Here is an 18,983-nt window from a genome sequence, read left to right as displayed (position 1 = left end):
GGAGCGTGAGACCGCGATCATGACGACCGCTGCTTCCCTTTTGCAAATGAAAGAGATATCCAAATCGTTTCCAGGCGTTCGTGCGCTGCAGCAGGTGGATCTGCAGGTACGCGGGGGCGAAATCCATGCGCTGCTCGGAGCGAACGGCGCCGGGAAAAGCACGCTGATGAAGATTCTCTCCGGCGCCTACCTCGCCGACGAAGGGTCGATCGCCATCGATGGGCAGGCCTTATCGATCGCGCGACCGCTTGATGCGATCAGCCAAGGCATCCAGTGCGTGTACCAGGAGGTCGACACGGCCCTCGTTCCTACCCTCACGGTTGCGGAGAACATCATGCTGGACAAGCTTACGGCCGGCAAGAGCTGGATCAGCCTCGGCCGGATGAAGAAGGAAGCCTCAGCCGTGCTGCAGAGCCTCGGGATGACGGGCATCGACGTCCGGCGTCCGGCGGGGGAGCTGTCCATCGCACAGAAGCAGCTCGTGCTGATTGCGAGAGCGCTGGCCCAGAAGGCGAAGTTCATTATCTTCGACGAGCCGACCGCCCCGCTCAGCAATGAGGAAGCGGAGCAGCTGTTCGGCATCATGGAGCGGCTGCGCAGCGACGGCGTCGGCTGCATCTTCATCTCGCATCGGCTCGGCGAGGTGTTTCGCATCAGCGACACGGTGACCGTCATGCGCGACGGGCGCCGTGTCTCTACGAAGCATGCGCGGGAAACAAGCGCGCAGGCCGTCGTCGAGGAGATGCTCGGGCGCACCTTCGAGGAAGAATTCCCGAAGGCGCCCGCCTCCATCGGTGAGACGCTGCTGGAAGCCCGCGGATTGACCGCGGGCACGAAGGTGCGCGGCGTGGACCTGACGGTCCGCCGCGGCGAGATCGTCGGCGTCGTCGGCCTCGTCGGCGCCGGCAAGACCGAGCTGTCGCGCCTCTTGTTCGGCGCCGACCCGCTCGATTCGGGCGAACTGCGCCTCGGGGGGCGGAAGCTCGCGCTGGCCAGCCCCGCGGACGCCGTCCGCGCGGGACTCGCGCTGGTGCCCGAGGAGCGGCGCAAGCAGGGCATCCTCGTCGAGCAATCAGTCAAGGCGAACCTGGCCCTCCCGCTGCTGCAGCGGCTCAGCCGGTTCGGATTCGTCAGCCGCCGAAGCGAAGCGGCCAACGCCAGGGCGCGCATCGACGAGCTCGGCATCCAGCCGGCGCTTCCCGAGCGGCTCGTCAAGTTCTTGAGCGGCGGCAACCAACAAAAGGTCGCTGTCGGCAAGTGGCTGCCAACGGATGCGCAGGTCTACCTGTTCGACGAGCCGACGAAGGGCGTCGATATCGGTGCGAAGAGCGATATTTTCCGGCTGATCGGCCGTCTCGCTCAGGAAGGCAAGGGAATTGTGTATTTATCCTGCGAAATCGCGGAAATTCTGGGCATCGCGGACCGCATCCTCGTGATGAGCTACGGCCGGATCGTCAAGGAATTGACGCGGGAGGAAGCGACGCAGGAGAAGATTTTGTACTACGCCAGCAGCGGGGAGGCTTAAGAAGCAGTGAAAGACAAGCTATTGGACTATTCTTATAAATACGGAGCACTGATCATTATCGCGGCCGTCATCGTCGTCTTCTCGATCGTGAACGAGAATTTCCTGTCCTATGACAATATGGCGGACATTCTCCGCTCCATCTCGATCGTCACGTTCGTCGCCATCGGTGTTACGTTCTCGCAAATCGTAGACGGCTTCGACTTATCCGTCGGCTCGACGGTTTCGCTTACGACCGTCGTCACCGCCACCTTGATGGTCTGGTTTCAGCAGCCGCTGATCGTGGTGCTCCTCGTACCGCTTGCGATCGGCGCGGTGATCGGACTCTTGAACGCGTTCCTGATCGTCCGTGTCCGGATACCGGACCTGCTCGCCACGCTGGCGGTCATGTACATTATCGGCGGCGTGCACAAGACGTACACCAAAGGCTTCTCGATCTACAACAACATGCAGATGACGGACGGGACGAAGGCGCCGGGCAAATTCACGCCGGAGTTTCTCTGGATCGGCCAAGGCAAGCTGCTCGGCGTACCAGTGCCGGTCGTTCTGATGATCATCGCCGTCGTGCTGGTTCACGTCTTCCTGACGTACACCCGCTGGGGCCGCCAGCTTTACGTGACCGGAGGCAACCAGGAAGCGGCCCGCCTCTCCGGCATCTCGGTCAACCGCGTGCGGCTGTTCGCGTATCTTCTGTCCGGCATCTTCGCCGCCATCGGCGGCATCCTGTTCGCCGCCCGCGTAGGCTCGGGCCAAATCGACGCCGGCTCGCCGCTGCTGATGGAAGCCGTGGCCGCCGTCTTCGTCGGCTTCTCGGTGCTTGGCGCAGGAAAGCCGAACGTCATCGGAACCTTCTTCGGCGCCGTGCTCATCGGCGTGCTGCTGAACGGACTGACGATGCTGAATTTGCCTTACTATGCATTTGACATCATCAAAGGGATTGTGCTGGTGTGCGCGCTGGCCATCACGTTCATCCATTTGAACCGCAGGCGGGCATAACCCCGAAGCTCATAGCGAGACCCCGTTCGATACCCGAACGGGGTCTCGCCAGGCTGTAGAGAAACCTATGAAATAGAGAAATCTGCTTTGGTACTCCGGTAGGGTATCCTCTTTCGGCCTCTGTTGTTATCGGAAAATTATACGTCTTCCATCTTCTCTTTGCGAAGCTGAAGGGCGATTCTCAGCTTGGCGATATGCTCTTGTATCCGTTTGGAGAAAAAATAATGCATGAATATTTTCTGGTTCAAGAGAGGCGTTCCATTGTCCGACAGCGCCTTGATCGGCGTAATGCCGCTCATCAGCGACGGCCGTGCCGCCAGAACCGAGATCCGCAGCCCTGGAGCCACGTATTTGCTAAAGCTGCGGATATAGATGACAAACCCTTCGGTATCGTAGAAAAATAGAGGCGGCGGCGGCGGATTCCAAAAGTACATATCATGGATACACGTCATCTTCAACGAGGATGCATTGATACCGCTCCGCCAGTTCAACGAGCAGCTTGCGCTGAGAAGCCGGTACCGTGAAGCCGGTAGGGTTATGGAATGTGGGATTCATGTAAAACAGACGCGGCTTCTCCTGCTTCATGAATTGCTCCACTTGCGCAAGGTCATAGCCCTCCGAGGTAATCTCTATGGGAATCAGACGAATATTTTGATTCAAAAAGACGTCGATCGCCGGACTGTATGTCGGCCGTTCGATCAGTACCGTATCGCCGGGCTTGAGGAGAGACCGGGATACCAGATCAATGGCTTGCTGGGAGCCGGTTGTAATCATCAATTCCTCCGCGCTGACGGCAATTCCCTGCTGCCGCGTAAAAAACCGGGCCATCGCTTCCCTTAGCTCGGGGTCCCCCATGACGGTCGAATAGGTGCTGAGCACCCGGGGGTACAGGTCAAATATTTGTTTAACATGGTTTGACAAATACATATTAGGCAGCAGGTCGGGGTCGATCAATGCTTCCGACATTCGATACCGGACAGGCAGACGCTGAATTTCCGATAATCGGCTGCGGTTGGCATAAACCTTCTTGGCCGCGGTAATCCCAAGGCTGGTCCCCGAACGTACCGGCTTCTCCCCTGCCGGTCGCGCCGCTGACATAATAACCGGCTTTGTATTTTACTTCGACGATCCCTTCGTCCCTAAGCATTTGGTAGGCCTTCAATACCGTGCACCTTTAAACGCTCAGCCATCGAACGCACGGACGGCAGCTTGTCTTGTCCCGTCCATTCCCCCCTGTTAATCCCTTCCAACACGAACCGGTACACTAGCTGCGCCCGCTGCCCCGATCTTGCCGCATCCGTCTTGCTGGTTTCGTTCATGATTTTCTCCTTTGGCAGGCTACCGGATTTATTCTGTTCTATTCTCAAAAATCTGTTCTATTGTCTATGTATTATAGTATACAAGGAGGATAATCTATGGTTCTATTCAATTATTTGCTCATGTGCGCCATCTTCGGCACAACGTTTCTGTCCATCAAAATCGGCGTGGATGCAGGTCTGCCGCCGTTTTTTTCAGCAGGCACGAGGTTCTTTTCGGCCGGAATGCTGCTATTCCTATGGATGCTGTGGAGTAAGAAAATCCGATTCTCCTTGCATTGGCAAAAAGAGTTTCTGCTGATTGGACTCGGAAGCACCTTTTCCAATTTTGCAACGCTTTATTGGGCGGAGCAGCACATCGATTCCGGGATCGCCGCCATTCTGTCCGCAACCGGCCCCATGATGATTTTGACGATGCAGATGGCAGGCAAAGGGATGAAAGCGAGATGCAGCGACGTTATCGGATGCCTGATCGGTTTCTCCGGCGTATTTCTGCTTATTCTTCCAAAGCTTGTGGTCGGGAGCAGCCCGATTTGGCTCCTGAGCTGTCTTCTGGTTTTAGTCGGAGAATGCGGCTATGCGGCAGGCAGTTTATATACCCGGAAGGTGATGCTCCGGACTCACGACATCTCGCCGATTGTCATTAATTCGATGCAGATGATGTACGGCGGGGCGGCGCTCTTCCTTTTATCCCTATTCACCGAGGATATCCATGCCGTCCCGATAACCTCTCTCCCTGCTCTCGGATCGCTATTGTATCTAATGATCGTCGGCTCCATGCTTGGTCACAGCCTGTATGCCTGGCTGCTAAAGGCGACGAATGCGGTATTTCCCTCGACCTGGCTTTATATTTCACCCGTGATCGCCATGGGACTGGGCGTGCTGTTGTATAAGGAAACGGTATCGCTCCTCTCCATTCTCGGCAGCGCCTTGGTCTTGTCCGGCATTATCGTAACGAACCTGCCTGAGCTGCGCGCGTTAAAGACCCGCAGGCGTTCTCAAGCAGCCGTATGAAGATCACGTAAATGCTTCCATGAATCGGTTATCAGTCTCCGCTTCCGGGCCGAGGCATTTTCTTCCGGCTGCCCACGGATACATTCCGCTTGTTCAAGCCATGCTAACCGGGGAGGTGATTCGCATGACGGGAAGAAACAACAAACCGGACAATGACGGACCGGCAAGCAGCCCGGGCCGTTTGGATCAGTTCGGCGACAAGCTGGCGGAGGAAACGGTATCGAATGATGTCTCCGAGGCCTGCGACAGCGACAGAGAGCCGGAATAAAAGGCAGCGGCGATAGCAAAGGCACCGGGCGATTAACGCTGCGGTGCCTTTTTGCACGTTTTCCCTGCTAAGTTCCCTTTGCTCTCCTCATACATGCCGCGCTTCCATTCGTTTCGCGACAAGCGAGAGGACGAAATTCACCGCAAAATAGACCAGGGCCGCCATCCCCAAAATCGGGATCGCCCAGTTGCTGTTCTTGCCGGCGATGATCTGGGCGTTGTGCATCATTTCGGCCAGTACGATAACCGTGGCCAGCGAGGTATCCTTCAACAGCGAGATGAACTGGCTGACCATCGGCGGAACCATCCGGCGCAGCGCCTGCGGCAGGATGACGTAACGCAGCGCCTGTGTGTAGGTCAGGCCGGACGAGCGCGCCGCTTCCATTTGGCCTTTATCGATCGACTGCAGCCCACTGCGGACAATTTCGGAAATCATCGCCGCCTCGAACACCGTCAGCGCCACGATCGCTGCATATTCCGGATTTTGGAACACCTTCAGCCCCACCTCCGGCAGCGCGAAGCGGGTGAAGAAAATAATCAAGAGCAGCGGCAGGTTGCGGATGATTTCCACAACGATGACCAGCACTCCAGCAAGCACGGGAATCCGGGCGAACCGCAGAATGCCGACGAAAGCGCCGAATATAAAACTGAAAATAATGGAAATAAAGGCGACCTTCAGCGTTACCGCAAGCCCCTGCATCAAGAACCGGAGATTCTCCGGCGAATAAGCTCCCGCGAAATCCACGATCTTTCTCCTCCCTTCGCCTCACCGGCCGTGTGCCAGACGCTTCTCCAAATAACGGACCCCGAAGCTGATCGGAATCGTCAGAACCAAATAAAACAGCGCCACGAAAATATACACATCGAAGGTGACGAACGTCTTCGTCGATACCAGGTCGGCGTAATACATCAGATCGAGTCCCGCGATCACGCCGAGCACCGACGAATTTTTAACCAGATTGAGGAACTGATTGCCGAGCGGCGGGATCACGATCTTCATCGCCTGGGGCAAAACGACGTAGCGCATGGTCTGCATGTACGTAAGCCCCGACGAACGAGCCGCCTCCGTCTGTCCTCGCGGTACCGCCTGAATGCCCGCCCGGATCGCTTCGGCGATAAACGACGCCGTATAAATGGACAGACCGATCGTCCCCGCCTCGAACCCATCCAGCGGAAGCCCCATTGCCGGCGAACCAAGGAAAAAAAGCAGCGCGATAAGCAGCAGCGGAATGTTACGGATAAACTCGACATAGACCGCTCCGATCCAGTTCAGCGGCCGCCACGGCGCGATCCGGAAGACGGCGACGATCGTGCCGAGGATGAAGCTGGCGACGAGGGCGATCAGACTTACCTTGACGGTGTTCCCGAAGCCCAGCATGTACATATCCCAATGCTTGAACAATATATCGAAACGAAGCATGCGAAGCGAGCCCCCTCCCTATCCGACTGTAAAAGCGAAAAGGATGAGCGGCGGCGTACCGCGGCCCATCCTGCCCGTGCAGGTCCGGCTAAAGCCTTAAGGCGCAGGCTTCTCCCCGATCCATTTCTCATAGGTTTTGTCGTACTCGCCGCTCGACTTCATATCCTTCAGGAAGGTATTCACGTAGTTCACGAATTCCGTGTCCCCCTTCTTGATGGCGATGCCGTAAGGCTCATCGGTGAACGTGCCGCCGACCACCTGGAAGTTCGGATCCTGCTTCACCATGCCGTACAGAATGGCGTTATCCGTCGTCAGCGCGTCGCCTTGGCCGGCCTTCAGCGCCGTGAACGCATCCTGGTAATTCTCGAACTCAAGCACCGTCGCATCCTTGGCCTTGGCGCGGATATTGTCCGCCGAGGTGGAGCCCTTGGCCACCAGTACCTTAGTGCCCTTCTTCAGGTCGGCGATCGACTTGATGGCGCTGCCCTTCTTAACCAGCAGCGATTGCCCCGCCTTGAAATAAACGTCGGTGAAGTCGACTTCCTTCTTCCGATCCTCGGTAATCGTCATCGTGGCGATAATGAGATCGATCTCGCCGTTCTGCAGCATCGGAATGCGCGTCTTGGACGTCACTTCCTTCAGTTCGACCTTGTTCTCGTCGCCGAGAATTTTCTTGGCCAGCGCTTTGGCGATGTCGATATCGAAGCCTTCCACCTTGCCCGAAGCCGGATCCTTCAAGCCGAACAGCTTCGTATCGTACTTCACGCCGGCCACCAGCTTGCCGCGCTGCTTAATGGCCGCAAGCGTCCCTGCCGCCGCCTTCGAGTCCGCCGGCTTGGCTCCGTCCCCCCCTTGCTTGCCGGGCTCGGCCGATTTGGTTCCGCATGCCGCCAGCATCGCCAGCACCAATACCGAAATCGCGCCTGTCGTCATCCATCGTTTCATCTTCATGAAATCTTCCCCTTTCTCTAGGTCCGTTAATTAATGTTGAAGCAAGCGGCTGAGAAACAGCTGCGCCCGCTCTTCCCTGGGCTTCGCGAAAAACTCGGCCGGCTGCGACTCCTCCAGGATCCGGCCTTGATCCATGAATACGACCCGATCGGCCACTTCCCGGGCAAAGCCCATCTCATGTGTGACGACCACCATGGTCATTCCCTGATGAGCCAAATCCCGCATCACGTCCAGCACCTCGCCGATCATCTCCGGATCGAGCGCGGAGGTCGGCTCGTCGAACAGCATGATCCTCGGCTTCATCGCCAGCCCGCGGGCAATGGCGACGCGCTGCTGCTGCCCGCCAGACAATTGGGACGGGTAAGATTTGGCTTTGTCCGGGATGCCGACTTTGTCCAAATAGGACATCGCGGTTTCTTCCGCTTCCCGCTTAGGAACGCCCAGCGCCTTGATCGGGGCCAGCGTGATGTTATCCAGCACCGTCATATGCGGATACAGGTTGAAGTGCTGGAATACCATCCCGATGTTCCTGCGCAGCTTGTTGATGTCGGTGGATTTGTCATGAATCTTGACATTATCCACCGTAAGCTCCCCGTCCGAGATCGTCTCGAGGCGGTTGATGCAGCGCAGCAGCGTGCTCTTGCCTGAGCCGGAAGGGCCGATGACGACGACGACTTCTTTCTCTTCGATGGACAGATCGATGTTTTTGAGCACGTGGAACAGCCCGTAATGCTTGTTCACCCGATGGAATCGAATCACGCTGCATCCCCCTTTTTTGGCTGGATCCATTTCCGTTGGTAGATTCGTGTAAATAACATGTTATTAATATGAACATGTATATTACATAAAAGAATACATGGTGCTTCGTTCCTTGGCAAGGCCCGTATGGGGGTAAATCTAGTTTTGGTCATATTGATCTCTCTCACAGGGGACTTTTGGCATACTTTATATGTATCGCGGCAGCCAGACAAATATTCCATTCGATTCCCGAGCGGAACGGACTTTGTCTTTATCACAATCTACTGGACAAGCCCGACTGCTGACACATATAGTAGAATAGTGTCGAACGTTTTAGGGAGAAGGGGGAATGATGTTTTGAAGTCATCTTGGTTGTTAACCCGCTGTCTATCCGCCGCCTTAGTCCTTTCTTGCACGTTGTCCGTTCACGCTGCCGGCACAGACGCCGCAGCCCCCCGTTTCAGCGATACCGCAAACCACTGGGCCCAAGACTCGATCAACTGGGCCGTCCAGAATAAAGTGATCGACGGCTATGAGGACCATACGTTCCGGCCGGACCAAACGGTCGCGGAGACCGAATTCCTTGCCATGCTGCTCCGCGCCTATCCGGGCGGCGCACTGACTCCGGCGTCGTCAGCCGAGCCTTGGTACGCTCCCTACTACCGGTATGCCGATTCCAAGCATTGGCCGACGCTTCACAGCGCCGATCCGAATCAATATAACCGCGGGCTCGTCGCCCGTTTGATCGCCGCCTCCGCAGGGCAACAAGCTTCCATCAGCGTAATCGACGCCGTCAAGTACCTGCTCGAGCAGAAGCTGTCCCAAGGGAAAACCTCAGCCACCGTCGACGGTTACCAAGCTTCGGACCGCCTGTCCCGGGCGGAAGCGGTCACGTTCATACGCAACCTGAAGAGCAAGCCGCATCAACCCGTTGCAGCCTCCGGGGAACCCGATGTAAACCGTAATGCCGTGCCGACCCCTCCGGCTAACCCTCAACCTCCGGTTCAGGCGGCCTTGACGGCATTCGCCCCTTTACCGGCCGCAGGACTATCGTCCGCGAATACGGACGCCAGCGTCAGCGGCATCGCGATCGGCGACCCGGTCACTTCCGTCATCGCGAAGCTGGGGGATCCGGCACGCAAAGATCCGAGCGAGTACGGCTTCCAGTGGTACATCTACAATCAAAGCTATGCCGATTATGTGCAAATCGGCGTCCGTGACGATCAAGTCGTCGGCTTGTACGCTTCCGGACTTTCCGGATTCGCCGGCAAAGGACTTACCGACCGTTCGACCCGGGAGGAAGTCTTGAAGCTGTACGGCAATCCGCTCGCGGGCCTCGTCAAAGGCAATACCCGCTTCGTGCAAAATTACGGCAAGAACGAATACGGCACCTATGATCTCGGCAAGGCGTACGTCACTTTCTTCTATGATCTGTACAGCAATAACGCCATTAGCGGCATTCAGGTGATCGAGAAATCTACCGAGCAGGCGCTCGCCGCCTTCTACCCCGCCGCCAGCGACGAGCTTGCCCGCGCTTATGAACGTGAGTCGTTCGATCTGGCCAATGCGGGACGAGCCCGGATGGGACTGCCGGCTTTTGCATGGGACGATGCCGCTGCAGGTACGGCCCGCGGACATAGCCAGGATATGGCGGACAATGCCTACTTCGATCATACGGACCGGAGCGGACAAACGCCGTTCGATCGAATGAAGAACGACGGAATCCGGTACCATGCGGCCGCCGAGAATATCGCCGCCGGCCAGACGAGCGCGATCTTCGCCCATCACGGCTGGATGAACTCGGAAGGACACCGCAAGAACCTGCTGAGTCCCTATGCCCGTCTCGGTGTCGGCGTCGCCTTCGGCGGACCGATGCATTTGTATTACACGCAAAATTTCTATACACCTTAATGGGACATTAACCTTCCCATCTGCGATTGAAACAGCAAAAAAAACCTCTCATCTCCTTAGCCGGGAACTGGCGGGATGAAGAGGTTTTTATTTTTGTCGGCAAAAGCCGTTTTCTCCAGCGAACACGCCGCCACGTATTCATTATCTTACGGCGGCCCGAACGTCATGCAATATGCCCATTCGGACAGTGAACGTAAAGGCGGTGCCCTGTCCGGGCACGGATGCCACTCGGATGTCGCCGCCCATCAGCTCCACCAGCTTCTTGCAAATAGCCAGACCGAGTCCCGTTCCTCCTTCCCAGCGCGCGCCTGAGCCGCTAAGCTGATAGAACGGTTGAAACAAGCGGGGAATCGCGTCCTCCGGTATACCGATTCCCGTATCTTCCACCGTGCATTCCATAATTAGCCCCCCTTCGTCTTGAGTTCGTTTCCTGACGGTAACGTCGATCCCCCCGATCTCCGTAAATTTAACCGCATTGCTGACCAGGTTCAGAAGCACCTGCCGCAGCCGGTTCACGTCGCCTTCAACGATCTCGGGCATGCCGGGATCGATGCTCCAATTCATTCGCAGGCCCCGCTGCTGAGCTTGCAGCCCGAACAGGTGAAGCACCTCGCTGACGCATTCCTTCACATCGAAGGGCTCGCTGACCAGCGGCATTTTGCCGGATTCCATCTTGGAGAGATCCAGGACGTCATTGATGACGGATAAGAGCGCCTTACCGCTCTTGTTCATGATGCTCACGTAGTTGCGCTGCTCGTCGCTCAGCTCCGTCTCCAGAAGCAGCTGCCCCATACCGATCACACCGTTCAGCGGGGTGCGGATTTCATGACTCATAATGGCAAGAAACTCACTCTTGACCTTGGCCGCCTCTTCGGCCGCCCGCTTCGCCTGCAGCAGCTCCCGTTCCGCCCGCTTCTGCGTGGTAATGTCTTTGGAAATCGTATAAATGTCCACCACACTCCCCCCGGCGGACAGAGGGACGATCGTTGTACTGAGATGAACGGGCTGTCCGTCCTTGTGGCGGATCGTGCATTCGACCGTCTGGGGCGTCCCTTGCAGCGCCTTTGAGAAGCCGTAGCGAATTCGCAGCGTGTCGCGCCGATTCAGGAAACGGGTGAACGGCTTATTCAGGAACGCTTCGGCTTGGTATCCCGTTATCCGTTCCGTCGCCGGATTAATCCGGATCAACCGTCCCCGGATATCGAACAAACACACCATATCGGGATTATGCTCGAAGATCGAATCATAACGCCGCTTGTTCAATTCGGCCAGACGAAGGGCATATTTCCGTTCCAGCGCCTGGTTAACGACAATCAAAAGCAGCAGCAAAAGTGTTCCCGCCCCGATCCAGGAAGCCATCAGCATCCGATCCGGCCCGATCTCCCCGGGACCCGCCGCTGCCTCACGCCCGTAGAGGCGAAACTCGGCGGCCAGCATTCCCGTATAATGCATCCCGGCCATTGCAGCGCCAAGCAGCACGGAGGCGCAGACCTTGGCCCATAAAGAAGCTCTGATCTGGTGACTTACCGGGTACGAGGAAGCAAGACTGAGTGCCGCAAACGATACGACGAAGGCAATGATCACGGATAGTGTAACCAGCAGCGGATTGTAATGAATCGTGCCGTGAAACCGCAAGGAGGCCATAACTATATAATGCATTCCGGCGATCGCCGTGCCCATGAACAGTCCGACGGGAACAAGACGCAGGGTACTCAGGAGCTTCCCCTTTACCAGACGGAATACCGTCCAGGCCGCCAGCATCGGAAGCATAAGCGATACGATGAGCAGCAGTGGGTCATAGCCTACCTCCGACGGTAAATGAAAGGCCAATAAGCCGATGAAATGCATCGACCAAATGCCGATGCCCATCGCCATGGAGCCGAAGATGCTCCAAGCCGCCCGCGAGCGTCCGGATAGGCCGGGCATCCGATCGTACAGCTCGAGTGCGCAGTAACAAGAAAAGATCGAGATGAGGACTGACAACAATACCAACGGCATGTAATACGTTCCTTGAAGCTGCTCCATTCCATCCTCCCCCTCCCCATCGCCAGTGCCAGAAGGTTCATTGCTATGTAACCTTTTCTATTAAGAACGCGTCAATTCCTGCCTTTCACCCAATTTTTTCCTTTATTTCACCAGTATAAACGGCTACACCGTCCAGGCTGTAGAGAAACCCATGAAGTAGAGAAATCTGCTTTGGTACACCGGTGGGGTATCCCCTTCCGGCCGCTGTTGTTATCGGAAAATATTCAATTTATTCGCTTTTGCAGCGGTAATTTTCCGATAACAAAGGCGGACGCTATCGCTCCTACAGGGGATACCCCACCTATACCTTAGCATTTTTCCAGCATATCCGGGTTTCTCGTCAGTCTGAACGGCTACGCCGTCCTTGTCTTACAAGGACCAGCGCGTTTATCAAGGTTGATGCGAAGCTATAAGCTGCAAAATTTATAAAGTCTTATCAACCAATAAAACCGTACGCTCCTTAGGAAAGTACGGCTGCCTATTCCTTATCTTCTTCTTTCTCGAATCCGCCGTCCTCATCAGGCGAATTGCAGTTGAGCCAGGAAGCCTACGGCAGCGTACACCAGCCGGATCCAACCGATCGCGGATATCCACAATGGAATACTAAGTAATACTCCAAACATCAAACCGACCGGAAAACTACCTTCCATAGCGTCATCCCTTCTTGGTTCGGCAATCGGCAATAAATCGCTTACCATTATCCCTATTATATGATGAAAGCGCTGTATTTGAACAGAATTATCTGAATTTTTTAAATATTTAAGACATTAACCGGTCGGCCCGTAGGTGAAGCCAGGCAAGCCGCCGCCCTCTTGAAAGATGTTCGCCCTTCCACCCTGGTAATGAGGATATCGAAAGCACGGATGACCTTGAAGGAAATCTTCACGGAAGCGCAGCGTTCTTTGGAACGCTCCCCTAAAGAACAGGCGGCGCTCCTCATAAATATACGATTGTGAAAATAATCACTTACCTCCGCACTCCGCGGGATTATAATGATCTCAGCTTCAGATCGACCAAGAAAGCTGGGGAATCCTTATGAACGAGCATCATCCGAACGACATCTTCCTCCTGAATACCCGATTCTGTTTGATTGTCCTCGTCGTGCTGGCGAACGCCCTCTTCCCTGCGTACGGGGCCTCCGCCGGAACAAAAGCCGTAATGTTGACCATCTTCAGCTTTCATATGCCGGTGTTCGTCCTAATCACCGGATATTTCTCCAGAAGCTTTGCCGAGCATCCCCAGCCATGGACGGTCATCGGACGAATCGCGCTGCAATATGCGCTGTTCCAAACGATTTATTCCGCTTCGGATTATTTCTTCTTCCATACGGAGGGCAATGTGTATTCGTTCTGGGCGCCCTATTGGATGCTCTGGTTTCTGTTCAGCCACGCCTGCTGGAAAGGGCTGCTGCTCCTCTTCCGGACCTGGAAGCATCCGATTCTCGCAGCCGTTCTGCTCGGCCTGCTCGCGGGGTATGTACCGGCGGACGGATACTGGCTCAGCTTCAGCCGGACGTTCGTTTATTTCCCCTTCTTTCTCATCGGTTATTACATGCAAGCCGACCGGATTCGGGCCGCCGCCGCGAGGCCCGCGCTTCGCCAGATCGCCGTCGCCGTTCTATTCATGCTGCTGCTCTCGGCCTGGAAAGGCTGGCTGCCGATCCGGATCGACTGGCTCCTCGGCAGCCGCACCTACAGCGAGCTTCACCACAGCGAATGGTACGCCGGCCTGTACCGGCTCGGTGTGTACGGCTTGGAGCTGGCAGCCTCGGGAGCGTTCCTTCTGCTCATGACGGAGCGCCGGAGCCGCATGACCGATTGGGGCACCCGTACGGTGTACGTGTTCCTGCTGCACGGCCTCCTGCTGCGAGTCTTTGCTGAGGCGGGATTGTACCGGCTCACGCCGACGCTTCCGTGGACGGTCGGCGTCGCATGCGGAGCCGCAGCTCTCACGATGCTGCTGTCCCGGGAAGCCGTGATGCGGCATACCCGCTTCTGGATCGAGCCCGATCCGGGAGCGCTCTGGAAATGGGTCCGCATGCGCAAGGCTTGATCTTATGTAAAGCATTTGCTGCCAAACTTAAAACTAAAAGGATGCATTTTGGCGTATAATAGTAAAAAGACACCACAAACGCATTCCGAAGGAGTTGGTACAAATGCTGTTCGTCAGTCCGACTTGGGGCACGATTCCCATCGATACCATGATTGATCACTTGCATGCCATCGTCCGCCAGAATTCCAACGACAAGTACAAGCTAGTCATCGGCACCGACTCCCATACGACCCGGCAGAGCACGACCTTCGTGACCGCCGTCATCATGCATCAAATCGGCAAGGGAGCCCGTTTTTTCTATCGCAAACAGCGAAGCAAGCCGCTGTTTGATTTGCGCACGCGCATCTACCGCGAAACGGAGATGAGCCTCGAGCTTGTGGAGGTTCTAAATAAAAAAGGCATGAACGACCTGCTGTCGACGCTGCCGTTCGAGATCCACATCGACATCGGCCAGCAGGGCGATACGAAGGTATTGATTCAGGAAATCTGCGGCTGGGTCACGTCCGTCGGCTACGAAGCCCGGATCAAGCCGCAGTCGTTCGGCGCAAGCTCCGTAGCCGACCGCTTTGCGGAGTAGCACGGCGCAGGAGCCGGCCGGAACGGCCGATTTGCAGGCACCAGAGACCTTGTATCCCATTTTGCGGGAGAAAAGGCGAGGACAGAGGGGGCGTTCACACCCTTTGGCTCGTCTTTTTTGGCGTGCGTCCCGATTCCTATCAGATCGGCGGCGGGCTGCCCAAGCTTTACCCTAACCGCTCGTCAATCAACTCCAGAAGCCTGACGCACTCGCGTTCCGGTACGCTCTCCCCCAATCGGGCGGCCATCAGCGGAGCCTCCCAGCTCGCAAGCTCCTCCTTCGATACGCCGCTCAAGCGGAGATATTCCGCTTCGTAAGCTCCCAGCAGCCGGGCTCGAAGCGCCTTCACGGCCTGCTGCACGGGCTCCGGCATCTCCTCCGGAAGCTCGGCATGGCGAAGCAGCATCAAGGTCCGCGCGGCGTCCGCCGCAGGCATCCCCCGGGTAGCCGTCATCCAGTCGATGACGACCGGTCCCTGCTGACCGTACATGACGTTGTCGGGGTGAAAATCCCCATGGCACAAGGTCATCCCCTCCGGCAGACTCTCCAGCAAGCGGAGCACGGCACGTTCCCGATGCTCCGTTAGCAGCGCCCGCGAACGCCGGATCCCATGCGCCAGCACCTCTTTATGCGAAGGAAGCCGTCCCGCCCCCGCCTTGTGCAACTCCGCATGAAGCCGGGCGAGCAGTCGGCCGAACGCTTCGACCTCCTCCGGCCGTGCGGCGAGCTGCGCCATCATGGTAGGCCCCTGAATCCGCTCATACACAATCCCCTGCATCCCATCCTGTTCCTGCCTGCCGTATACTCTAGGCCGCGGAACCGAGCTGTCGTCGAGACATTCCGCCACAGTCCATTCAAACTCCAGCAGCTGGGGTTGACGAAATACCTTTACGATGCGGTCCTCCCCCAGCGCGTAGACATCCGCCGTTCGTCCTTGTCCGATCTTCTCACCCCATGCTTCCAACCTTGTCACCTGCTCCACCATATAGAATCAGCTGCCGTTTATCGATCTCATCCATATTTTAGTATATAATAGACAGCAATGCGCTACAATCGCCTGAGGGAGCTTGAATGAACCGGAGTTCGGACAAGCAGTCGCTCGTCGCTTCGGCAAGCCGGCTCCCGTAAGTGCTTTTCGAGAAATACAAGACGTTGGAAACGGAAGGTGCCCCCATGCGTAAAGCTCCGCATAAAATATCCGGCGCAAGGTGGATGATGCTGGCGTACTTGATCGCCATCGTGCTCCTTGGCTGGCTTTTAATGCTGCCGGTCAGCCTGCGCCCCGGCGTCCGGCTGTCGTTCATCGACGCCCTGTTTACCGCCGCAAGCGCCATCAGCGTTACCGGATTGACGACGGTCGGGGCAGCGGACACATTCAACGGTTTCGGCACCGCTCTTCTCATGATCGGCTTCCAGCTCGGCGGAATCGGCATCATGTCGCGGGAAGCTTGTACTGGCTGCTCCTCGGACAGCCGATCGGCTTATCCCAGAGAAAGCTCATCATGTTCGATCAGAACCGCAACAACCTGGCCGGGCTGGTTCATCTTATGAAGCTGATCCTGGGTATGACCCTGCTCTTCGAGGGGGCGGGCACGCTGCTGTTCGGCGTTTATTTCTATGCGGCGGGGTATGCGGACTCATTCTCCCAAGCGTTCCGATACGGACTCTTCCATTCCGTATCGTCCTATACGAACGCCGGCTTCGATCTGTTCGGCAATTCGCTTCAGAATTATGCGGACGATTACTTCGTACAAGGCTTATCCATGGTGCTGATGGTCCTGGGGGCGATCGGGTTTCCTGTGCTGGCGGAGCTGCGGGAATATGTAGGGCGGGGACGGGGAAAATTCCGTTTTTCCCTCTACACCAAGGTGACGACCGCCACTTACGGACTGCTCCTTATCGCGGGGGCCGCCGGCATCTGGCTAACGGAAAACCGCAGCTTCTTCGCCACGCTCGATTGGCAGCACAAGCTGTCCTATGCCCTCTTCGCCTCCGTCACGGCAAGGAGCGCCGGACTCACGACCTTCGATCCTGCCGCCTTATCGGATGCCGGCAAGCTCGTTCTCTCCACCCTCATGTTCATCGGCGCAAGCCCCTCTAGCATGGGAGGCGGGGTCCGCACGACGACGATCGCCGTCATCGTCATGATGCTCGTCACGTTCGTACGCGGAGGCAGCGAGGTGCGCCTGTTCGGCAGATCCCTTCATCAAGAGGATGTGATCAAAAGCTTCGCCTTTTTCAGCACCGCACTCGCACTGCTGCTGGCAGGCGTATGGTTCATCTGTATGGCGGAGCCGCTCGGGACGAGCTTTGCCGCGATTCTTTTCGAGGCCAGCTCCGCCTTCGGCACTTGCGGACTGTCTACCGGGATCACCGGTACGCTTACCCCCGCCAGCAAAATCGCCCTCATCCTCCTGATGTATATCGGAAGGATCGGCATGATGCTCTTTCTTTCGTCTTTCCGCTCGAGCAAGCCGCAACCGGATTTGCGTTACCCGGCGGAGAAGCTCATCATCGGCTGATCCGCTCCAATTCGGCGCATTTTAAAAAAAGACGCCGGGCACCCGCCGTTTTCCCCGGCGGGCGCCCGGCTAAACCAAGCGTCCTCGCAAATCTTCCTTATATAGCCCCGACATGGCAGCCCCAACCCTGCGAAAACCTACCGGTTGTCCACTTTTTCCGGATACAGATCGTGATTCATCAGCCGGTGCTCGGCCATTTGCTCGTACTTCGTCCCCGGCTTGCCGTAATTGCAATACGGGTCGATCGAGATGCCGCCGCGCGGCGTAAATTTGCCCCACACCTCAATATAGCGGGGATCCATCAGCTTGATGAGGTCGTTCATAATAATGTTGACGCAGTCTTCATGGAAATCGCCGTGATTGCGGAAGCTGAACAAATACAGCTTGAGCGATTTGCTCTCCACCATCTTCACTTCAGGAATATAGCTGATATAAATCGTCGCGAAGTCCGGCTGACCCGTGATCGGGCACAGGCTCGTAAATTCGGGGCAATTGAATTTGACAAAATAATCGCGGTACGGATGCTTGTTATCGAACGATTCCAGCATTTCCGGCGCGTAGGTCATCGGATATTTCGTCTTCTCGTTTCCGAGCAGCGTTAAATCGAGCTCGCCTTCTTTTCTTCCTGCCATCAAAACCGCTCCTTTCGGCCAACTAATCCAATATTATAGCCGATTTGAGCCCAAAATAACAGCCTCCGACCGATTTGACTCGCTTCTTAGCGTCGGCTAGAATGAATTTTAGAGCAGGGACGAGGGATATACGCCCGCTTCTCTTAAGATCCGTTGTCGACCATCCGAATAGAGACCCCTGACGCCAGGGGTTTTTATTGTTCATACCAAAGGAGAGCGTATCCATGAATGAAGTCATCGAGCTGCTGTTAAACCATCGGTCCGTCCGCCGGTTCAAGGACATCACCCTCTCCGAGGAACAGACGGAGGCCATTATCTCCGCGGCGCAAGCCGCCTCCACCTCCAGCAATGTTCAAGCTTACACGATCATAGGCGTAACCGATCCCGGCAAGCGGCAGGTGCTGGCCGGCCTCGCAGGCAATCAATCTTACGTCGAGCATACCGGACTGTTCCTTGTTTTCTGTGCGGATCTGAGCCGATTGAAGGAGGCAACCGAGCAGCAAGGCGAGACGTTTCACCAGAATACGGAGAGCTTCGTCGTAGCTACGGTCGATGCCGCCCTTGCCGCGCAAAATGCCGCAATCGCCGCGGAATCCCTCGGACTCGGCATTTGCTACATTGGCGGTATCCGGAACAAGCCGCAGGAGGTCAGCGAGCTGCTGGAGCTTCCCGAGCTCGTCTACCCGGTATTCGGCCTCACCATCGGCGTACCCGATCAAGAGAATGCTCTCCGCCCGCGTCTGCCGCAGCATACGGTCTACCACGAGAACAGCTACAAGCGGGAGCAGTCCCGGCAGGGCGTCGCCGAGTACGACGAGGCTATGGAGCGTTATTACAAAGAGCGGACGCAGGGCCGTACCATTACCAACTGGTCCAAAGGAATCGCGGACAAGTACCGTCAGCCGGGTCGCGCGCATTTGCGGCCCTTTCTCGAAAATCGCGGTTTTCGATTGGAATAGAGCGGCACCATCGCAGCCTGACTAGCCCGTATCACGGGCTGGTCTTTATTTTGCAACACATCTGGTTAACCCCCCGACTGC

At 56.6% G+C, this 18,983-nt stretch carries 21 protein-coding genes; 10 read left to right on the top strand and 11 right to left on the bottom strand.

Going from position 1 to position 18,983, the window contains the following annotated elements; translation table 11 throughout:
- Positions 1 to 19 precede the first annotated feature (19 nt).
- Both O9H85_RS10190 and O9H85_RS10185 read left to right on the top strand, forming a co-directional pair.
- Positions 20 to 1,525 carry a sugar ABC transporter ATP-binding protein gene (locus tag O9H85_RS10190; RefSeq protein WP_269881225.1) on the top strand — a complete coding sequence of 502 codons (1,506 nt, stop codon included), beginning with the start codon at positions 20 to 22 and terminating at the stop codon, positions 1,523 to 1,525.
- Positions 1,526 to 1,531: 6 nt separating this feature from the next.
- Positions 1,532 to 2,518 carry an ABC transporter permease gene (locus tag O9H85_RS10185; protein ID WP_269881224.1) on the top strand — a complete coding sequence of 329 codons (987 nt, stop codon included), beginning with the start codon at positions 1,532 to 1,534 and terminating at the stop codon, positions 2,516 to 2,518.
- Positions 2,519 to 2,655: 137 nt separating this feature from the next.
- Here the strand turns inward: O9H85_RS10185 and O9H85_RS10180 are convergent, their stop codons facing one another.
- The 3 genes from O9H85_RS10180 to O9H85_RS10170 are packed head-to-tail and all read right to left on the bottom strand — an operon-like array spanning position 2,656 to position 3,837.
- Positions 2,656 to 2,952 (bottom strand): aminotransferase-like domain-containing protein, encoded by a 297-nt coding sequence (locus O9H85_RS10180; RefSeq protein WP_269881223.1) that lies wholly within the window; start codon positions 2,950 to 2,952, stop codon positions 2,656 to 2,658.
- Between the two features lies 1 nt (position 2,953).
- A complete protein-coding gene (locus tag O9H85_RS10175; RefSeq protein WP_269881222.1) occupies positions 2,954 to 3,616 on the bottom strand; it encodes an aminotransferase class I/II-fold pyridoxal phosphate-dependent enzyme in 663 nt (220 codons plus the stop codon).
- A 41-nt stretch (positions 3,617 to 3,657) separates the two neighbouring features.
- Positions 3,658 to 3,837, bottom strand: a complete 180-nt coding sequence (locus O9H85_RS10170; RefSeq protein WP_269881221.1) for a hypothetical protein — start codon at positions 3,835 to 3,837, stop codon at positions 3,658 to 3,660.
- A 96-nt stretch (positions 3,838 to 3,933) separates the two neighbouring features.
- Here O9H85_RS10170 and O9H85_RS10165 point away from each other — a divergent pair, with 96 nt between their 5' ends.
- Together O9H85_RS10165 and O9H85_RS10160 are read left to right on the top strand one after the other, a co-directional pair.
- Positions 3,934 to 4,848 carry a DMT family transporter gene (locus tag O9H85_RS10165; protein ID WP_269881220.1) on the top strand — a complete coding sequence of 305 codons (915 nt, stop codon included), beginning with the start codon at positions 3,934 to 3,936 and terminating at the stop codon, positions 4,846 to 4,848.
- A 124-nt stretch (positions 4,849 to 4,972) separates the two neighbouring features.
- The gene (locus O9H85_RS10160; RefSeq protein WP_269881219.1) at positions 4,973 to 5,116 is read left to right on the top strand and encodes a hypothetical protein; all 144 of its coding nucleotides are present in this window, start codon (positions 4,973 to 4,975) and stop codon (positions 5,114 to 5,116) included.
- An 87-nt stretch (positions 5,117 to 5,203) separates the two neighbouring features.
- On the opposite strand, the gene O9H85_RS10155 is transcribed toward O9H85_RS10160, so the two are convergent.
- The 4 genes from O9H85_RS10155 to O9H85_RS10140 form a co-directional block, all read right to left on the bottom strand.
- Positions 5,204 to 5,860, bottom strand: a complete 657-nt coding sequence (locus tag O9H85_RS10155; RefSeq protein ID WP_269881218.1) for an amino acid ABC transporter permease — start codon at positions 5,858 to 5,860, stop codon at positions 5,204 to 5,206.
- 21 nt (positions 5,861 to 5,881) lie between these two features.
- The gene (locus O9H85_RS10150) at positions 5,882 to 6,535 is read right to left on the bottom strand and encodes an amino acid ABC transporter permease (protein ID WP_269881217.1); all 654 of its coding nucleotides are present in this window, start codon (positions 6,533 to 6,535) and stop codon (positions 5,882 to 5,884) included.
- Between the two features lie 96 nt (positions 6,536 to 6,631).
- The gene (locus O9H85_RS10145; protein WP_269881216.1) at positions 6,632 to 7,486 is read right to left on the bottom strand and encodes a glutamate ABC transporter substrate-binding protein; all 855 of its coding nucleotides are present in this window, start codon (positions 7,484 to 7,486) and stop codon (positions 6,632 to 6,634) included.
- A gap of 30 nt (positions 7,487 to 7,516) precedes the next feature.
- Positions 7,517 to 8,245, bottom strand: a complete 729-nt coding sequence (locus O9H85_RS10140) for an amino acid ABC transporter ATP-binding protein (protein WP_269881215.1) — start codon at positions 8,243 to 8,245, stop codon at positions 7,517 to 7,519.
- 336 nt (positions 8,246 to 8,581) lie between these two features.
- Between O9H85_RS10140 and O9H85_RS10135 the strand changes: the two genes are divergently transcribed.
- Positions 8,582 to 10,135 (top strand): CAP-associated domain-containing protein, encoded by a 1,554-nt coding sequence (locus O9H85_RS10135; RefSeq protein ID WP_269881214.1) that lies wholly within the window; start codon positions 8,582 to 8,584, stop codon positions 10,133 to 10,135.
- Between the two features lie 141 nt (positions 10,136 to 10,276).
- On the opposite strand, the gene O9H85_RS10130 is transcribed toward O9H85_RS10135, so the two are convergent.
- Both O9H85_RS10130 and O9H85_RS10125 read right to left on the bottom strand, forming a co-directional pair.
- Positions 10,277 to 12,160, bottom strand: a complete 1,884-nt coding sequence (locus tag O9H85_RS10130) for an MHYT domain-containing protein (protein WP_269881213.1) — start codon at positions 12,158 to 12,160, stop codon at positions 10,277 to 10,279.
- Between the two features lie 518 nt (positions 12,161 to 12,678).
- Complete coding sequence (locus tag O9H85_RS10125) at positions 12,679 to 12,810, bottom strand: hypothetical protein (protein ID WP_269881212.1); 132 nt, start codon at positions 12,808 to 12,810, stop codon at positions 12,679 to 12,681.
- Positions 12,811 to 13,195: 385 nt separating this feature from the next.
- On the opposite strand from O9H85_RS10125, the gene O9H85_RS10120 reads away from it, so the two are divergent.
- Together O9H85_RS10120 and O9H85_RS10115 are read left to right on the top strand one after the other, a co-directional pair.
- Positions 13,196 to 14,212 carry an acyltransferase family protein gene (locus O9H85_RS10120; protein WP_269881211.1) on the top strand — a complete coding sequence of 339 codons (1,017 nt, stop codon included), beginning with the start codon at positions 13,196 to 13,198 and terminating at the stop codon, positions 14,210 to 14,212.
- A 103-nt stretch (positions 14,213 to 14,315) separates the two neighbouring features.
- Positions 14,316 to 14,789, top strand: coding sequence for a ribonuclease H-like YkuK family protein (locus O9H85_RS10115; RefSeq protein ID WP_269881210.1), 474 nt, complete (start codon positions 14,316 to 14,318; stop codon positions 14,787 to 14,789).
- 166 nt (positions 14,790 to 14,955) lie between these two features.
- Here the strand turns inward: O9H85_RS10115 and O9H85_RS10110 are convergent, their stop codons facing one another.
- Positions 14,956 to 15,753 (bottom strand): phosphotransferase family protein, encoded by a 798-nt coding sequence (locus O9H85_RS10110; protein WP_269881209.1) that lies wholly within the window; start codon positions 15,751 to 15,753, stop codon positions 14,956 to 14,958.
- A 209-nt stretch (positions 15,754 to 15,962) separates the two neighbouring features.
- On the opposite strand from O9H85_RS10110, the gene O9H85_RS10105 reads away from it, so the two are divergent.
- Positions 15,963 to 16,340 carry a potassium transporter TrkG gene (locus O9H85_RS10105; protein WP_269881208.1) on the top strand — a complete coding sequence of 126 codons (378 nt, stop codon included), beginning with the start codon at positions 15,963 to 15,965 and terminating at the stop codon, positions 16,338 to 16,340.
- The gene (locus O9H85_RS10100; protein WP_269881207.1) at positions 16,292 to 17,311 is read left to right on the top strand and encodes a TrkH family potassium uptake protein; all 1,020 of its coding nucleotides are present in this window, start codon (positions 16,292 to 16,294) and stop codon (positions 17,309 to 17,311) included. The genes O9H85_RS10105 and O9H85_RS10100 overlap by 49 nt, the downstream gene beginning before the upstream one ends.
- A gap of 137 nt (positions 17,312 to 17,448) precedes the next feature.
- On the opposite strand, the gene queF is transcribed toward O9H85_RS10100, so the two are convergent.
- A complete protein-coding gene (gene queF, locus O9H85_RS10095) occupies positions 17,449 to 17,943 on the bottom strand; it encodes a preQ(1) synthase (protein ID WP_269881206.1) in 495 nt (164 codons plus the stop codon).
- Between the two features lie 224 nt (positions 17,944 to 18,167).
- Here queF and nfsA point away from each other — a divergent pair, with 224 nt between their 5' ends.
- Positions 18,168 to 18,902, top strand: coding sequence for an oxygen-insensitive NADPH nitroreductase (gene nfsA / locus O9H85_RS10090; protein WP_269881205.1), 735 nt, complete (start codon positions 18,168 to 18,170; stop codon positions 18,900 to 18,902).
- Positions 18,903 to 18,983: the final 81 nt, after the last annotated feature.

The organism is Paenibacillus gyeongsangnamensis, assembly GCF_027533625.1.
Classification (GTDB): Bacteria; Bacillota; Bacilli; order Paenibacillales; family NBRC-103111; genus Paenibacillus_G; species Paenibacillus_G gyeongsangnamensis.
This window is presented reverse-complemented; position numbering and strand designations above follow the sequence as displayed.

Coding starts and splice junctions, on each gene's coding strand:
- O9H85_RS10190 (WP_269881225.1), top strand. CDS start 20: ATGACGACCGCTGCTTCCCTTTTGCAAATGAAAGAGATATCCAAATCG.
- O9H85_RS10180 (WP_269881223.1), bottom strand. CDS start 2,952: ATGTACTTTTGGAATCCGCCGCCGCCGCCTCTATTTTTCTACGATACC.
- O9H85_RS10175 (WP_269881222.1), bottom strand. CDS start 3,616: ATGTCAGCGGCGCGACCGGCAGGGGAGAAGCCGGTACGTTCGGGGACC.
- O9H85_RS10170 (WP_269881221.1), bottom strand. CDS start 3,837: ATGAACGAAACCAGCAAGACGGATGCGGCAAGATCGGGGCAGCGGGCG.
- O9H85_RS10165 (WP_269881220.1), top strand. CDS start 3,934: ATGGTTCTATTCAATTATTTGCTCATGTGCGCCATCTTCGGCACAACG.
- O9H85_RS10160 (WP_269881219.1), top strand. CDS start 4,973: ATGACGGGAAGAAACAACAAACCGGACAATGACGGACCGGCAAGCAGC.
- O9H85_RS10150 (WP_269881217.1), bottom strand. CDS start 6,535: ATGCTTCGTTTCGATATATTGTTCAAGCATTGGGATATGTACATGCTG.
- O9H85_RS10145 (WP_269881216.1), bottom strand. CDS start 7,486: ATGAAGATGAAACGATGGATGACGACAGGCGCGATTTCGGTATTGGTG.
- O9H85_RS10130 (WP_269881213.1), bottom strand. CDS start 12,160: ATGGAGCAGCTTCAAGGAACGTATTACATGCCGTTGGTATTGTTGTCA.
- O9H85_RS10125 (WP_269881212.1), bottom strand. CDS start 12,810: ATGGAAGGTAGTTTTCCGGTCGGTTTGATGTTTGGAGTATTACTTAGT.
- O9H85_RS10120 (WP_269881211.1), top strand. CDS start 13,196: ATGAACGAGCATCATCCGAACGACATCTTCCTCCTGAATACCCGATTC.
- O9H85_RS10115 (WP_269881210.1), top strand. CDS start 14,316: ATGCTGTTCGTCAGTCCGACTTGGGGCACGATTCCCATCGATACCATG.
- O9H85_RS10105 (WP_269881208.1), top strand. CDS start 15,963: ATGCGTAAAGCTCCGCATAAAATATCCGGCGCAAGGTGGATGATGCTG.
- O9H85_RS10100 (WP_269881207.1), top strand. CDS start 16,292: ATGTTCGATCAGAACCGCAACAACCTGGCCGGGCTGGTTCATCTTATG.
- queF (WP_269881206.1), bottom strand. CDS start 17,943: ATGGCAGGAAGAAAAGAAGGCGAGCTCGATTTAACGCTGCTCGGAAAC.
- nfsA (WP_269881205.1), top strand. CDS start 18,168: ATGAATGAAGTCATCGAGCTGCTGTTAAACCATCGGTCCGTCCGCCGG.